Here is a 16,058-nt window from a genome sequence, read left to right as displayed (position 1 = left end):
AGCAGGGCCGGGCCATCAGCCGGCCCGACCTCGCCGGGCCGGGGCCTCGGCGCACTCCACGCGGGGCCATAACAATCACAATGTCCGCCACCGGCCAGACCACGGGCACCGAATCATCCGCCCCCAGCTGGATCGCCAACCAGCCTTATCTGCTGCTCAGCATCACCGCGCTGTGCTGGGCCGGCAATGCCATCGTCGGACGGCTCGCCGCCGGCCACATCCCGCCGGTCACGCTGTCATTCCTGCGCTGGACCTTCGCCTTCCTGCTGGTGCTGCCGTTCGCCTGGAAACATCTCGCCCAGGACTGGCCCGCGATCCGCAGCAGGCTCGGCCTGATGATCGTGCTGTCGATCACCGGCATCGGCGCCTTCAACACGCTGCAATACTGGGCGCTGGAGCACACCCAGGCGCTCAACACGCTGCTGCTCCAGTCGGCCGCGCCGCTGGTGGTGGCGCTGTGGTCGCTGGCCATCCTCGGCGTCCGCCTCACCGCGGCGCAGGCGTTCGGCGTGCTGCTGTCGATGTGCGGCGTGCTGACGATCCTGCTGCATGGCGACTTCACCACGCTGTCGAACATCGCGTTCAACAAGGGCGATCTCATCTTCATCGTCGCGCTGATCATCTTCGCGCTCTATTCGGTGCTGACCCTGAAGCGGCCGCCGATGCACGGCCTGTCGTTCCTCGCCTTCACCTTCGGCGCCGGCGCTGCCTGTCTCATCCCGCTGGAGATCTGGGAATTGTCCGCGCGCCCCGTGATGAAGCTCGACGGGCCGAACCTGCTGACGCTGTTCTATGTCGCGGTGTTCCCGTCGACGCTCGCCTATCTCTGCTTCAATCGCGGCGTGCGCCTGATCGGCGCCAATCGCGCCGCGCCGTTCTTTCATGTCGTGCCGGTGTTCGGCTCGATCATGGCGATGGCTTTCCTCGGCGAACACCCGCAAGCCTTTCACTTCATTGGCTTCGCGCTGGTGCTGGCCGGCGTGTTCGCGGCGTCAAGGAAGCAGGCGAGCTGAACGGCAGACCGGCGCACGTTGCGTGCCCGCTGGCGGCCCGTTTGCGGCGGCCGCCCGGCTTCCTTGCAATTTTCCGGAGATCAAGGTTCAATATCGCCATTGCAGGCTTCCCGATCCGATAACCCCAACTTTGATTGTCAGGGAGAGTGGTATGGGCGCGTTTATGGCCGAAGACGATATTTATATCGGTCCGCTTTTCGATCTTTTCAATTTGAGGTTTGGCCCCGAGCAGAGAGATGTCGAACTCACCGCCGGGGGCGTGTCCGAGATCAAGGCCCTGCAGGACGAATTCGAGATCTTCCGGGATCAGCGGCCGTTCGTCGAAAGCGCAAAGCTCCTCGGACTGGGCGGTCTGCACAACAGCCGCGCGAAGAACCGCTGGTTCACCGTGCTGGCCTGGTTGGCCAAGGTCCCGTCGGATCAGGACGACGAAACAGGCGACCAGCGCATCGTGAACGCACTGATCAAGAACTTTGCCCGCAAGTCGCCGCTCCCCTGCTTCATGCAGGCCCATGATGCCCGCGCGACCAGCGGCGACTATTACGGGCTGCGCGTGATCGTTCGCGAGGACAATCCGGTCTTCTACATCGAGCGAACATATCTCACGATCTCGCTGCCGATGGCGCCCAACGTCCCGGGCAAGGGCATGGGCAAAGGTAAGGGCAAGGGCAAGAAAAAGAAGAAATAGAGCGATGCGCGCCGCCGCCGTCGCTCGGGAGCTTGCCTCTCCCGACGAAGACCTGAGCCGGATCTACGCCGGAATCGCCGCGTATTATTCGGGGACCGTCGCGCGCTACGGCGCGACGCCGCCCGGGGTCGACTGGACCTGCCAGGCCACGCAGGAGATGCGCTTCGTCCAGCTCCTGAAATTGTGCGACTTCGGGTCGCCCTTCTCGCTGAACGATCTCGGCTGCGGCTATGGCGCGCTGATCGCCTTTCTCGACCGCCGGCATCACGACTGCACCGTCGACTATCTCGGCATCGACCTCTCGGACGCGATGGTTCGACGGGCGCGGCGGTTGTGGCAGGACCGCAGCAACGCCGCCTTTGTCCTCGGTCATGCCAGCCCGCGGATGGCTGACTATGCCGTCGCCAGCGGCATCTTCAACGTCGCGCAGCAGCAGCCGCGGCACGACTGGGAGCGCTTCATCGCAGCGAGCCTCGACGACCTGCATCGCACCACCAGGCGCGGCTTCGCCGTCAATTTCATGAAGAGCCCGCCAGGAGCGGCCGTCCGCCCCGGCCTCTACACCACCGACACCGCGTCGTGGGCGCGCTACTGCGCCACCCGGTTCAATGCCGCAGCCGAGGTGCATGAAGGCTACGGATTGATGGAGTTCACGCTCATCGTACGGAGAGTCTGAAGCGCGATGAGATCAAGAGGAATCGTCATCGCGCTTCATGCGCCGACCGACAGCCGCCGGCGCGTCTCCTCCAGCAGCCGCCAGTAGATGCCGGCTCCCGTCAGATTGATCAGGGCCTCGGCGCGGTCGACCAGGCGCTCCACCTCGCCGAGGTGATCCACCTCGTTGCTCGCCGCCAGCGCGGCCGCGAGCGTGATGGTGGCGCGGCATTCCGGCAGGCGGGCGTGCCGCTCCTGGGCGACCGCGATCGCTTCCCGTGCTTTCTCGGCGGCCGCGGCATGGGCGCCGGAACGGAGCTGATGGTCGGCGATGCTCGCGAGCATTTCCGGCTCGATCTCCATGGCGACGCGCGCTGCGCGCACGAACTCGACGCCCTCCGTCAACGACAGGATCGACGCCTGATAGTTCTGGGCGATGCCCTGCGCCGTGCCGAGGCAGGCCAGCGAATAGGCGCGCAGATAGGGGGTTCCCTGGCGCGCCGCGAGTTCGACCACGCGCCAGGCATGGGTCGAGGCCATCGCGGAATCGCCGAGGCACCAGGCGAGATCGACGTACCCGAGATTGGCGATGAACTGCACCGTCGGATCGATCCGCGTCGGATCGATGGACAGGATGCGATCGAAGCACAGCCGCGCCTCGTCGAAACGTCCGAGCCGACACAGGATCCGGCCGCGCAGGCTGAGGATCCAATGCTCGACATTGTAGCCGAGAAACTGGTGCTCGAAATCGGAGATGCCGGGGGCGCCGGCGAGCGCCGCATCGCTCGCCGCGAGCGCTTCGCGCAAAAGCCCCGCCCACCCATAGGCCTGGCTGAGCGAGGCATTGAGCGTCGCAGCGCGGCTGTTGAGCCGGCGCGATTCCGTCAGCGCCAGCGCCTCCTTGACCGTGCCGACATAGGCATCGGCCTGCCCGCCGCTCGCCCCCGCGATCCGTCCTTCGACGAACAGCAGGAGCGGGATCATGGAATCGTCGATGTCATGCGCCCATTCCAACGCTTCCTGGATGAAGGGCTTCGCATCCTCCGACGTCATGCCCTCGCGCCAGCCGAGCCAGGCGATCTGGCTGCTGGCGGCGATCCTGAGCGCATCGCCGGCCGGGCTGCGCTTCTGTCCCGCCTTCAGCGAGCGCACCTTGTGCCAATGCCGGATCGCTTCCGCCGGGTTGGTCGAGCCGATCCAGCGGGCGGCGCGCGCGGCATATTCGGCGGCGGCATCGGCCTCGCCGGCCTGCTCGAAATGGTGCGACAGCAGCGCCGCGAACTCTTCGAGCCGCTCCGGATAATATTGCTCGATCGCCCGCGCCACCCGCGCGTGCAGCAGGCTGCGCCGCGCGCGGAGCTGGGTCGAATAGGCGATCTCCTGGATCAAGGGATGACGGAAGCTATAGCCCTGCCCATCCTTGCCGCCGCGCGCCTGAAGCATCTCGCCGGAACAGAGCCGGACAAGCATCGCCTCGAGCTCGGCCGTGGGCAGGCTGGCGACGCTCTGCAGGACCGCGAGCTGAAACTCCTTGCCGATGATCGCCGCCGTGTGCAGGAGGTCGCGATCACCGGGCGCCAGCCGGTCGATCCGCGCGCCGATCACGGCCTGCACGGTCGGCGGCAGCACGTCCGAGGCGCCGGAGATGCCGCGCCGGTAGCCGCCCTGCTCGCCGACGATGACCAGATGCTCGACCAGGGAGCGGATCAGCTCCTCGGCGAAGAACGGATTGCCGCCGCTACGCTCCGCAACGCGCCGCCGCACGTCGAGAAGCTCGTCCTCCGGCCCGAGCAGCTCGTCGACGAGATCGTCCGTATCCGTCGGCGACAGCTCGGCGAGCTCGATCTGCTGGTAGAGCGGCCCGCTCATCCAGGGCGCGAAATAGGCCGGCCGGAAATTCACGATCAGGACCGTCTTGGTGGAGATCACCGCATCGACGAGCGTTGCGACGAACTCCTCGCTCGCGGGATCGAGCCAATGCAGATCCTCGATGATGATCACCGACGCCGACGCGCCGCGCTGTCGGATCATGTGCCGGATGATGTCGAGCAGACGGACGTTGCGGGCGCGCGGACTGAGCCAGGAAGGCGGGCCCTGGCCATGCCTGATGCCGAGGAAATCGCAGACCAGCCAGAGGTCCGCCTCGAAGGTCGAACCGAGCTCGGCCAGGCGCGTGGCGATCTGCTTCACCGCCAGATCGGGCTCGTCGTCCGGAGAAACGTTGAAATAGTTCGAGCGCAGGAACTCCAGCACCGGCTGCAGCGGCGTCGCCGCGCCATAGGGCTGTGCGCGGGCCTCGAACACCGGAATGAGACGCGCGCGGCACCAATCCGCGAACTCGTAGCACAGCCGGCTCTTGCCGGTGCCGGGCGGGCCGACGATGCCGGTGACGCGCGAGCCGCCGGTCTCCACTGCCGCCAGGGTCCGCTGCAGCAGGGTCATCTCCCGCTCGCGCCCGCGGAACGTCGCCAAGGCGACGCCGCGGAATTGCTGGCTGGCGACCGCCGGCTTGAGGTTCTTCAGAAGATAAAGTTCGATCGGCTCCGGCACGCCGCGCAGGCGATGACGGCCGAGCGGGCCGACGTCGCAGAACGAGCGCACCAGACGGTAGGTCTCGTCGGTCAGGCAGATCTCGCCCGGCTCCGCCTTGGCCGGCAGACGGCTTGCGAGATGAATGGTGAGGCCGTAAGCGCCGTGCTCGGTGACGGTGTCGACGATTGGAGCATCCGCGACGATCTCGCCCGAATGCAGGCCGACGCGCACCAGCATGCCATCGTCGCGCGCGCAAAACGCGTCCCGGATCGCCAGCGCAGCCTCGCATGCCAGCAGGGCGTGACCTTCCTGCGCGCGGGGCGCGCCGAAGAAGGCAAGGATGCCGTCGCCGAGCGTGCGCACCACCGTGCCCTCGAACCGCTCCACGGCATCACACATGGCATCGAGCGCAGGCTTGAGGCGCTGCATGGCGTCTTCGGCGGTGAGGCCGGCGACGATCTCGGTCGAGCTGACGAGATCAGCGAACAGCACCGTCACCTGCTTGAGCTCGCCCCGAACTGGCCTTGTGAAATGCCCCGCCGGTGCCGGGACTGGCCTGCCGGCGCTCAGGGCCGTGCCGCAGGCCCCGCAGAAGCCGGAGCCGGGCGGACTCAGATGATTGCATGCGGGACAGGCCACCGGCAGAGCGGCGCCGCAACCATGGCAGAAGCGATTTGTCGCCGGATTATCCCCGCCGCATCGCTCACAAAGCATCTGATCCCCTAACGAAGCAATCATCGACGAGGAGGAAGCAGCACCGGAACGCCTCATGCCGGGCCTGCAATGCCCCGACATGCGCGCCAAGGGCACCATCTTTGGCACCCGCACGCAACCGAATAGTTCACATTTGGCGCGCAACTGCGCCGAAGCTGGGTCGAAAAGGTTGCAAAACCCGGCCCAAACCCGCGCCTCCGGCCGCAGGCCCGCGGCGTCAGCCGGCGCTGAACTTGCTGTACGCCTCGCTGGTCGCGATGATCACATGCTCGGCGCAGCCGTTGAGGCGATGCGGATCGGCCTCGCGCTCGTAAGCCTCCGACGTCATCATGTCGAGGAAGGCCGCGACCGACGGATAAAACACCAGCGCAACGAAATCCCAGCGATTGCCATCATGCGGGCCGAGCGCGACCGCCTTCGCCTCGCCGGTCCAGAGCAGCGTGCCGCCGCGCGCCTTGATCATGGGCACCGTGATCGCACTGTAGCGGAGATAAGCGTCCCAGCCCGAACCGTCGCCGTCGCGCGAGCGCGCATGGAAGCGCATCAGGTTCAGCATCACCACGGGCGCCTGCTGGTCGAGCCCTTCCAGGCCCTCGATGTTCAACATATTAACCGCCAATGGCGCCTCCCCGGGTCAAGCCTGCATTGTAGCATTGCGGCGGCGTGACTTGTGTCACGACGGCAATCCGGCGCAAGGTCGCATGTGACGCCAATGACGATTGCTTCGCCCGCGCCAAAGGCCTCGAATCCGGCCAGTTGGCTCAACAACCAGCCTTATCTCCTGCTGAGCCAGAGCTCGCTGTTCTGGGCCGGCAACATCGTGCTCGCGCGCCATGTCGGCGCCCATGTGCCGCCGTTGACGGTGACCACGATCCGCTGGTTCGGCGTGTTCCTGATCCTGTTGCCGTTCGCCTGGCCGCATCTGAGGCGCGACTGGCCGAATTTGCGCAAAAGCCTGCCGCTGATGCTGTTCCTGTCGCTGGTGGGCTTTGCCTTCAACAATGCGATCTCGTACTGGGCGCTGCAATACACCGAAGCGCTGAACGCGCTGCTGATCCAGTCGGCCGGACCGCTGTTCGTGGCGCTGTGGTCGCTGGTGCTGTTCGGCGTGCGGCTGACGGGCGCGCAGCTCGCCGGCATCGCGATCTCGCTGCTCGGCGTGCTGATCATCATCCTGCGCGGCGATCTCGCCGCGCTCGCGAGCATCAGCTTCAACAGGGGCGACATCATGTTCGCCTCCTCGCTGGTGGCGTTCGGGATCTACTCCGCCTTCATCCCGCGGCGGCCGAAAGTTCATCAGCTCTCCTTTCTTTCGTTCACCACCTGCTGTGGCGCAATCATGCTGCTGCCCACCGCAATCTGGGAAGCCTGGAGCGGCAGCGTGCTGCAATTCGACACGGTGACGCTGGCGACGCTGGGTTACATCCTGATCTTTCCCTCGACGCTCGCCTATCTGTTCTTCAACCGCGGCGTGGCGCTGATCGGCCCGAACCGGGCCGCACCGTTCTTCCACCTCGTGCCGGTGTTCGGCTCGGCGATGGCGATCCTGCTGCTCGGCGAAAAGCTCCAGCCGTTTCACCTGATCGGCTATGCGCTCGTGCTCGCCGGCGTCGTGATCGCCTCGCGCCAGGGTTCTGCGGTGAAGTAATTCCGCGGAGCGGGCGACAAACTCACGCCTTCCGATTTCAGCGAAGAGAAGCTAGGTTCCCCGCCAACGAAAAAGAGGGAACGTCCAGACATGATTTCAGCGCTGATTCGAAACCTGCGTGCCGTCGGCGCGGCCGCCCTTTGTCTCGCCGCCGCATCCGCCGCGCAGGCCGACAATTATCCGAGCCGCAACATCACGCTGGTGCTGCCGTTCGCGGCGGGCAGCGGCACCGACACCACGACGCGGCTGATCTCGCAGCATCTGTCGCAGGCGCTCGGGGTCGGCATCGTGATCGAGAACAAGGCGGGCGCCAACGGCATGATCGCCGCGACCTATGTCGCGCGCGCCGCTCCCGACGGCTACACGCTGCTGGTCACGACCAACACCACGCATTCGGCCAACCCCTACCTGCTCAAGAGCCTGACCTACGATCCGGTCAAGGATTTCACCCCGATCGCGCGGACCGGCGACCTGCCCTTCATGCTGGTCGTTCATCCGGATGTGCCGGCCAAGACCGTGGCCGAGCTCGTCGCCTACGGCAAGGCCAATCCGGGCAAGCTCAGCTACGCGTCGGGCTCGTCCTCGGCGATCGTGTCGGGTGCGACCTTTGCGCACAATGCCGGACTCGATCTCCTGCACGTGCCGTACAAGAGCTCGCCGCCCGCGCTCAACGACGTCATGGGCGGCCGCGTCTCGATGATGTTCGTCGACATCCTGACCGGCCTGCCGCACGTCAACGGCAACGCGCTGCGCGCGCTCGCCGTCACCACCAAGGACCGCTCGCCGCTGGTGCCGAACCTGCCCTCGATGCAGGAAGCCGGCGTGCCGGATTTCGACATCTCCTCATGGCAGGGCTATTTCGGCCCCGCCGGCATGCCCAAGGAGATCGTGACGCGGCTCAACGCCGAGATCAGGAAGATCGTCGAGAAGCCGGAGATCAAGGCCCAGCTTGCGACGCTCGGCATGGACGCCTTCTCCGGCACGCCGGAGCAGCTCGGCACGTTCGTGAACGAGCAGCTGGTGCTGTGGGAGAAGCTGATCACCAACGCGAAGATCGAGAAGCAGTAGGACGGTCTCGTAGGGTGGGCAAAGCGAAGCGTGCCCACCAGCAAGTGCCGGCGACTTCAAAAAAGAAAAGGTGGGCACGACGCTTCGCGTCTTTGCCCACCCTACGAAGTCAGTGCCAAGAATTCAGCGCGAGCCTTACGCCGCGCGGACCTTGGCAAGGAAGCCGTCGACGGCGCTGCGCAGCGCGCCGGACTGGCTGTCCAGCTCGCGGGCGTTGGTCAGCACGTCGGTGGCGGCGTTGCCGGTCGCTTCCGCGGCCGAGGTGACGCTGCCGATATTGGCGTTGATCTCGTTCGAGCCGGCCGCGACCGACTGGATGTTGCGGGCGATCTCGCGGGTGGCTTCGCCCTGCTGCTCGATCGAGGCGGAAATGCCGGCGGTGATCTCGCTCATCTCGGCGATGGTCTGGGTGATGCCGGAGATGGCCGTGACCGCGTCGCTGGTCGAGGTCTGCATCGCCGCAACCTGGGCGGAGATTTCCTCGGTCGCCTTCGCGGTCTGGTTCGCCAGCGCCTTGACCTCGGAGGCCACGACCGCGAAGCCGCGGCCGGACTCGCCGGCGCGAGCCGCTTCGATGGTGGCGTTGAGCGCGAGCAAATTGGTCTGCGCCGCGATCGAGTGGATCAGCTTGACGACCTCGCCGATCTTCTCGGCGCCGGTCGAGAGCACCTGCACGGTGGCGTTGGTGCGTTCGGCATCGCTGACGGCGCGGCTTGCCACTTCGGTCGAGCGCGTGACCTGGCGGGAGATTTCCGCAACCGAGCTCGACAGCTCTTCGGCGGCTGCGGCAACCGTGCCGACATTGCCGGAGGCCTTTTGCGAGGCAGCGCCAACCGTCGCCGCACGCGACGAAGCGTCGCTGGCCGTCGCGGTCATCGACTGCGCCGTCGACTGCATGCCGGCGGCGGCCGAGGAGACCGAGCGGACGATGCCGTTGACGCTGCGTTCGAAGTCGCTGGCGATGCCTTCCATCGCGCTGCGACGTTCCGCCGCAACACGCTCCTTGGCATCGGCCTCGGTCTTCTCGAGGTCGCGGATGCGGACCGCGTTGTCCTTGAAGATCTGGACGGTCGCGGCCATCGCGCCGACCTCGTCGCCACGGCCGACGCCGGGGATGTCGCCCCCGAGCTTGCCGTCGGCGAGCTCCTTCATGCGGGTACCGAGCAGCGCCAGCGGCACGCTGATGCTGCGGCCGATCAGCCAGGCGACGCCGCCGGCAACGACGAGGATGCCGAGGATGGCGAGGCCAAGCGACCAGAACACCGGGCCCATCTTGGCGTCGATGTCGTCGAGATAGGCGCCGGTGCCGAGATACATGTCGAAGCCGGGGACAGCGACCGCGTAGCCGATCTTGCGGATCGGCGTCTCCTGGCCGGGCTTCACATATTCATAATACAGCAGGATCGAACCGTTGGCCTTGACGCCGTTCATCAGCTCGACCGACAGCTTGCGGCCGTTGGTCACGACATCCATGCGGTTGGTGCCGATCTGCTTCGGATCGGGCGCGAGCTGGGTGATGCCGTCATAGGACGTGCCGAACAGATAGCCCGAGCCGTTGTCGTAGGTCATCGAATTGCCGTAGCGACGAAGGTCGGCCATCGCCGCATCCTTCGTCAGCTCGCCGGCATCGACGCGCTTCTTCAGCGCTGCGGCGTAGTTGCGGCCGAGGTCGACGATCGACTTGGCCTGGTCGATTCGCGCATTGACCATCTCGCGCTTCATCAGATAGCCGGCCAGAAGACCGGAGATGCACAGGCCCAACAAGGTGACGGCGACGAGGATGCCGAGCTTGGAGGCGATCTTCAGATTGCTCAACTTCACGGGATGGCTCCGGCAAAAATGGGATACAGGCAAGCGAGTGAATCGATCGAAATTGAATCAACTCTTAGTGTATGACCTCTTAGCAAGTTACTTACACGTCTCCGTAGAAGCCCGGACGATGCCGCGAAAACCGGCAAATTATTCGCGCCCCTAACAACCGGGAATTGTACGCGGCTGCATCGATTTCGCGTAAAAGACGCAAAGGCCCGCCCAAGAAGGCCGGGTCACAACAAGAACCGACAGACCAAATCGGGAGCAGGAAATGCCGAAATACAGGGTGGTGACGCCGAAGGGCGCGAGCTTCACAGTCGCAGGCAGCGACTATTCCTATGAACGCGAGGCACTCGATCCGATCGACGCCGAGATCGTCGAGGCGCCGGCCGACGAGGCCGGGTTCATCGCCGCCGCAAAAACCGCCGACGCCATTTACGCCAAGGGCATCCCCATCACCAAGTCGATCATCGACACGCTCGACAATTGCAAGGTGATCACGCTCGGCTCGGTCGGCGTCGACAGCGTCGACGTCAAGGCCGCGACCGCTCGCGGCATTCCCGTCACCAACATTCCCGACACCTTCATCGAGGAGGTCGCCGACCACGCCATGATGCTGCTGCTCGCGGGCTTCCGCCGTCTGGTCGAGCAGGACAGGATGGCGCGTGACGGGCGCTGGGCTGAAGGCCGGCCGGCGCTGCTCAAGATCCCCAGGCTGATGGGCCAGACGCTCGGCTTCATCTCGTTCGGCCGCGTCGCGCGTGCAGTTGCGAAACGCGCAGCCCCGTTCGGCCTGCGCATGATGGCCTACGATCCCTTCATCCAGGAAACGCTGATGTACGACCACGGCGTGATCCCGGCGACGCTGAACGAGGTGCTGTCGCAATCCGACTTCGTGTCGATGCACGCCCCCGCCCGGCCCGAGGTGCATCACATGCTCACCGAGAAGCATTTTCGGCAGATGAAGAAGGGATCTGTCTTCATCAATACCGGCCGCGGCGCCACGGTGGACGAGGAGAGCCTCATCAAGGCCCTCCAGGAAGGCTGGATCGCGCACGCCGCCCTCGACGTGCTGGAGAAGGAACCGCCCTCGCACAACAATCCCATCCTCAGCATGGAGAATGTGACCCTGACCGCCCATGTCGCCTCGGCCTCGGCACGGTTCGACGAGGCGCGCAAGCGCCGGGTGGGCTACGAATTGTCACTGGTGCTTCAGGGCATGTGGCCGGTAAGCTGCGTCAATCCGTCGGTGCTGCAAGACACCGCGCTCCGCCGCTGGCAGCCCGTCAGCATGGACCGCGGCCCGAACAGCTGAGGCGGCCGGCCGCAAGACGCGCCGGAAACCGGAACGGCCCTTCACCGGCGATCAACGCCGGGAAGGGAGACATCATAGGGAGGAACTGATGAGGAACGACATCACACGTCGTGATGCCTTGGCGCTGGGCCTGTCTGCTGCGGCGGTTGCCGCAACCGGTACCACCGCGAATGCCCAATCCACGATCAAGGCCGCGGACGTCCCCGCACCGAAACTGCCGATCGAAAAGGGCGCAACCCTGCGCATGCTGCGGCCCGTGCGCTTCGTCCAGGCCGACGAAGACGTGTTCCGCGCCAATGCGGCAAAATTCACCAAGGAGACCGGGGTCGAGGTCAAGGTCGACTTCGTCGGCTGGGAAGACATCAACCAGCAGACCGCGGTGACCTCGAATTCCGGCGCCGGCCCCGACATCATCATCGGCTTCTCCGATGCACCGCACATCTACGTCGACAAGCTGGTCGAGCTCACCGACGTCGCCGACTATCTCGGCAAGAAGTATGGCGGCTGGCAGAACCTTGCGAAGGCCTACGGCATGAAGGCCAAGAGCGATACCTGGATCGGGCTCCCGTTCGGGGCCACGGCCGGTCCGCTGATCTATCGCAAGTCGATTCTCAAATCCGTCGGGTTCGACAAGGCGCCGGAAGACCACGCCGGTCTTCTCGACCTCTGCAAGAAGCTGCACAAGGCCGGCAAGCCCGCCGGCTTTGCGCTCGGCAACGCGGTCGGCGATGGCAACGGCTTTGCGGACTGGATGATGTGGTCGCACAACGCCGCGCTGCTGGATGAGGAAGGCAATGTCACCATCAACAGCAAGGAGACCATCGCAGCGCTGAACTACGTGAAGGAGATTTATCCGACCTTCATCGCCGGCACGCCGTCGTGGAACGACGTCAGCAACAACCGCGCCTACTCTTCGCAGGAAATCGGGCTGACGGCCAACGGCGTCTCGCTGTATTTCTCGCTCAAGAACGATCCGGCGACCGCGGCCATCGCCGAAGACTCCGAACATCAGTTGCTGCCGAAGGGCCTTGCGGCGGCCTCGCCGATGTCGGGGCTGACGCTGAACGCCATGGTGTTCAAGCACAGCCAGTACCCCAATGCCGCGAAGGCCTTCCTGCAGTACATGCTGGAAAAGGACCAGTACGAGCCGTGGCTCAACGCCAACAGCGGCTACTGGTCGCAACCGCTCGCGGCCTATGCCGACGCGGCGGTGTGGAAGGGCGATCCCAAGGTGGCGATCTTCAAGGACACCATGAACAGCAAATACTACGCCGGCTACAAGGGTCCGATCTCGACCGCGACCGGTGCGGTTCGTGCGGACTATGTCACGGTGCAGATGTTCGCCTCGGTCGCGACCGGCGCGGCGACGCCCGAAGCCGCGGCTGCGGAAGCCGAGCAGCGCTGCAAGCGGTACTTCCGGCGGCAAAATCGGTAAGGACCGACAGAAGAAATCGTCATTGCGAGCGAATCGAAGCAATCCAGTCTGTCTTTGCGACTACGGCCTGGATTGCTTCGTCGCTTCACTCCTCGCAATGACGGCGTCGTGACTTTCACAGACGGGACAAAAAACCGATGTCCGTGACGACACTCTCTTCCCCTGCACTGGCCCAGCGGCAGCCGTCCTGGCTGGTTCGACTGTTCGACTACAAGCCGTTCCTGATCGTGATGTGCCTCGCACCCGCGATCGGGCTGCTCGCCGTCTTCCTCACCTACCCGCTGGGCCTCGGCATCTGGCTCGCCTTCACCGACACCACGATCGGCAAGCGCGGCATTTTCATCGGGTTCGAGAACTTCCAGTACCTGCTCACCGATCCGCTGTGGTGGAACGCGGTGTTCTACAGCGTGTTCTACACGGCGATCGCGACCTTCGGGAAGTTCGCGCTCGGCTTCTGGCTCGCGCTGCTGCTCAACAACCATTTCCCGTTCAAGAGCCTCTTGCGCGCCATCGTGCTGCTGCCCTGGATCGTGCCGACGGTGCTCTCGGCGCTGGCCTTCTGGTGGATCTACGATCCGCAGTTCTCGATCATCTCCTATCTGCTGGTGGACGTGCTGCATTGGCGCACGAGCAATATCGACTTCCTCGGCTCGCCCTGGCCGGCGCGATTCTCGCTGATCGCCGCCAACATCTGGCGCGGCATTCCCTTCGTCGCGATCTCGCTGCTGGCGGGCCTGCAGACCATCTCGCCCTCGCTCTACGAGGCCGCCATGCTCGACGGCGCCAGCGCCTGGCAGCGCTTCCGCTACATCACCTTTCCGATGATGATGCCGATCCTCGCCATCGTCATGACCTTCTCGATCATCTTCACCTTCACCGACTTCCAGCTGGTCTACGCCATCACCCGCGGCGGGCCCGTGAACTCGACACACCTGCTCGCCACGCTGGCCTTCCAGCGCGGCATCGCCGGCGGCGAGCTCGGAGAAGGTGCGGCCATCGCGGTGTCGATGATCCCGTTCCTGGTGTTCGCGACGCTGTTCTCATATTTCGGCCTGGCGCGCCGCAAATGGCAGCAGGGAGAGGCCAATGACTGATACCGTCGTTCAACCGGCCACCGCGGACGCGAAAGCCGCACCCGACACCATGGCCTGGGATTCCGGGCTGCGGCGGCTGATGATGATCTATTTGCCGCTCGGCTGCTTCGTGCTGATCCTGCTGTTTCCGTTCTACTGGATGGCGATCACCTCGTTCAAGCCGAACGCGGAACTCTTGAACTACAAGGACCACAATCCGTTCTGGATCTCTTCGCCGACGCTGGCGCACATCAAGCACCTGCTGTTCAACACCGCCTATCCGCGCTGGCTGTGGACGACGATGATGGTCGCGATCGGCTCGACCACGCTGTCGCTGATCGCCAGCACGCTCGCGGCCTACGCCATCGAGCGCCTGCGCTTCCGCGGCAGTCCGTATGTCGGCCTCGGCATCTATCTCGCCTATCTCGTGCCGCCGTCGATCCTGTTCATCCCGCTTGCCACCGTCGTGGTGCAGTTCGGCCTGTTCGACTCGCCGATGGCGCTGATCCTGGTCTATCCGACCTTCCTGGTGCCGTTCTGCACCTGGCTCCTGATCGGCTATTTCAAGTCGATTCCCTACGAGCTCGAGGAATGCGCGCTGGTCGACGGCGCGACGCGTCTGCAGATCCTGCGGCGGATCACGCTGCCGCTGGCGGTGCCCGGGCTGATCTCGGCCGGCATCTTCTCCTTCACGCTGTCCTGGAACGAGTTCATCTACGCGCTCGCCTTCATCCAGAGCGGCGCCAACAAGACCGTGCCGGTCGCGATCCTGACCGAGCTCGTCACCGGCGACGTCTACCAGTGGGGTGCGCTGATGGCAGGCTCGCTGCTCGGCTCGCTGCCGGTTGCGATCTTCTACTCGCTATTTGTGGATTACTACGTGTCCTCGCTGACCGGCGCGGTAAAGGAGTAACGGCTTCCGCGCGATCACGAAGGTTCGTGCAATCGTGATAGATCGCTGACCTGTTTCGTTCGATCTTGCCGCGCAGACGGCGAGGGTCGCCCATTGACGCCGTCGTTGATCGCTCGAGATCGCGAGATTCGCATGACATCGTCACGACCTCATCAACTCTCTAGACGCGGCTTCTGCTTGTGTTGCGTCGGCGGCGCGGCGTTCGCCGCCACCGGCGGATGGCTCACCCCGAGGCAGGCCTACGCGGAAGCGCGTGGCCTCGTCAGCCTGATCAAGGACAGCGCGGCGACATCACCGATCAAAACCTACAAGCTGCGCAACAACATCAGCGTGCTCGAAGGATCCGGCGGCAACATCGCCGTACTCACGGGACCTGACGGCAAGCTTCTGGTCGACGCCGGCATCGGCGTCTCGCGCCCGCAGCTCAGCAAAGCACTGGCCGAGCTTGGCAACGAGCCGATCGCGCATCTCATCAACACGCACTGGCACTTCGACCATGCCGACGGCAATGAATGGCTGCATACGGCCGGCGCAAAAATCATCGCCCACGAAAACACCCGCAAGCATCTCTCCAGCATTCAGCGGGTCGAGGACTGGGACTACAATTTCCTGCCTCTGGCGACGAAGGCAGTCCCGACGGAGGTCTTCGCCAAGGAGCATCATCTCAAGGTCAACGGCGCATCCATCGCGCTGAAATATAGCGGTCCGGCTCATACCGATGGCGACATCTCAGTCATGTTTGCCGAGGCGAACATTCTTCACGCCGGTGACACCTACTGGAACAACATCTACCCCTTCATCGACCATTCGACCGGCGGCAGCATCGGCGGCATGATCGCGGCCTGCGACGCCAATCTGGCGGCCGCCAACAACGACACCATCATCATCACCGGTCACGGCAAGCCCGTCAGCAACAAGGCCGAGCTGCAGGAATTCCGCGACATGCTGGCCGCCATCAGGGACAATGTCGGCAATCTCAAGAAACAGGGAAGGACACGCGACGAGACGGTCGCCGCCAAGCCGACAGCCGCGTTCGACGCGAGGTGGGGACAATTTCTTATCGACCCCGGTTTCTTCACCAGACTGGTCTACGAGACCGCGTGAGACGCAGCGCGCGGTAGAGGAATAGCCGAAGCCTGCGGCCTTTCGCCCGGTTTCACAAAACTGCAATATGCCGACCGCATAAGGCGTCG

General features: G+C 64.7%; 13 protein-coding genes. 10 read left to right on the top strand and 3 right to left on the bottom strand.

The genetic code is table 11. The features are described from left to right. Positions 1-80 precede the first annotated feature (80 nt). The 3 genes from NLM15_RS06650 to NLM15_RS06640 are packed head-to-tail and all read left to right on the top strand — an operon-like array spanning position 81 to position 2,377. Entirely contained in the window at positions 81-1,013 is a 933-nt protein-coding gene (locus NLM15_RS06650; protein ID WP_254116228.1) for a DMT family transporter, read from the top strand. 22 nt (positions 1,014-1,035) lie between these two features. Beyond that, positions 1,036-1,701: a hypothetical protein gene (locus NLM15_RS06645; protein ID WP_254116227.1), complete on the top strand. Its 666-nt coding sequence runs from the start codon at positions 1,036-1,038 to the stop codon at positions 1,699-1,701. Positions 1,702-1,705: 4 nt separating this feature from the next. Beyond that, positions 1,706-2,377 carry a class I SAM-dependent methyltransferase gene (locus NLM15_RS06640; protein ID WP_254116226.1) on the top strand — a complete coding sequence of 224 codons (672 nt, stop codon included), beginning with the start codon at positions 1,706-1,708 and terminating at the stop codon, positions 2,375-2,377. Between the two features lie 35 nt (positions 2,378-2,412). On the opposite strand, the gene NLM15_RS06635 is transcribed toward NLM15_RS06640, so the two are convergent. Both NLM15_RS06635 and NLM15_RS06630 read right to left on the bottom strand, forming a co-directional pair. After that, complete coding sequence (locus NLM15_RS06635; protein ID WP_254116225.1) at positions 2,413-5,601, bottom strand: adenylate/guanylate cyclase domain-containing protein; 3,189 nt, start codon at positions 5,599-5,601, stop codon at positions 2,413-2,415. Positions 5,602-5,818: 217 nt separating this feature from the next. Beyond that, positions 5,819-6,208, bottom strand: coding sequence for a DUF1330 domain-containing protein (locus NLM15_RS06630; RefSeq protein ID WP_254116224.1), 390 nt, complete (start codon positions 6,206-6,208; stop codon positions 5,819-5,821). 105 nt (positions 6,209-6,313) lie between these two features. Here NLM15_RS06630 and NLM15_RS06625 point away from each other — a divergent pair, with 105 nt between their 5' ends. Together NLM15_RS06625 and NLM15_RS06620 are read left to right on the top strand one after the other, a co-directional pair. Beyond that, positions 6,314-7,249: a DMT family transporter gene (locus tag NLM15_RS06625; RefSeq protein ID WP_254116223.1), complete on the top strand. Its 936-nt coding sequence runs from the start codon at positions 6,314-6,316 to the stop codon at positions 7,247-7,249. A 90-nt stretch (positions 7,250-7,339) separates the two neighbouring features. Further along, positions 7,340-8,317 (top strand): tripartite tricarboxylate transporter substrate binding protein, encoded by a 978-nt coding sequence (locus NLM15_RS06620; protein ID WP_254116222.1) that lies wholly within the window; start codon positions 7,340-7,342, stop codon positions 8,315-8,317. A gap of 135 nt (positions 8,318-8,452) precedes the next feature. On the opposite strand, the gene NLM15_RS06615 is transcribed toward NLM15_RS06620, so the two are convergent. Further along, positions 8,453-10,138, bottom strand: coding sequence for a methyl-accepting chemotaxis protein (locus NLM15_RS06615; RefSeq protein ID WP_254116221.1), 1,686 nt, complete (start codon positions 10,136-10,138; stop codon positions 8,453-8,455). Between the two features lie 262 nt (positions 10,139-10,400). Here NLM15_RS06615 and NLM15_RS06610 point away from each other — a divergent pair, with 262 nt between their 5' ends. The 5 genes from NLM15_RS06610 to NLM15_RS06590 all read left to right on the top strand — a co-directional run bounded on the left by NLM15_RS06610 (position 10,401) and on the right by NLM15_RS06590 (position 15,969). Next, positions 10,401-11,444, top strand: coding sequence for a C-terminal binding protein (locus NLM15_RS06610; RefSeq protein ID WP_254116220.1), 1,044 nt, complete (start codon positions 10,401-10,403; stop codon positions 11,442-11,444). A gap of 88 nt (positions 11,445-11,532) precedes the next feature. Next, a complete protein-coding gene (locus NLM15_RS06605; protein WP_254116219.1) occupies positions 11,533-12,879 on the top strand; it encodes an ABC transporter substrate-binding protein in 1,347 nt (448 codons plus the stop codon). Positions 12,880-13,016: 137 nt separating this feature from the next. Further along, positions 13,017-13,973: a carbohydrate ABC transporter permease gene (locus NLM15_RS06600; RefSeq protein ID WP_254116218.1), complete on the top strand. Its 957-nt coding sequence runs from the start codon at positions 13,017-13,019 to the stop codon at positions 13,971-13,973. Beyond that, positions 13,966-14,865, top strand: coding sequence for a carbohydrate ABC transporter permease (locus NLM15_RS06595; RefSeq protein WP_375166812.1), 900 nt, complete (start codon positions 13,966-13,968; stop codon positions 14,863-14,865). The genes NLM15_RS06600 and NLM15_RS06595 overlap by 8 nt, the downstream gene beginning before the upstream one ends. Before the next feature lie 132 nt (positions 14,866-14,997). Beyond that, positions 14,998-15,969 (top strand): MBL fold metallo-hydrolase, encoded by a 972-nt coding sequence (locus NLM15_RS06590; protein ID WP_254116217.1) that lies wholly within the window; start codon positions 14,998-15,000, stop codon positions 15,967-15,969. The last annotated feature ends 89 nt before the right edge of the window (positions 15,970-16,058 follow it).

Source organism: Bradyrhizobium sp. CCGB20, from assembly GCF_024199855.1.
In the GTDB taxonomy this organism is placed as follows: domain Bacteria; phylum Pseudomonadota; class Alphaproteobacteria; order Rhizobiales; family Xanthobacteraceae; genus Bradyrhizobium.
Note: the sequence above shows the minus strand (reverse complement) of the source record. Positions and strands in the feature narration are given on the sequence as shown.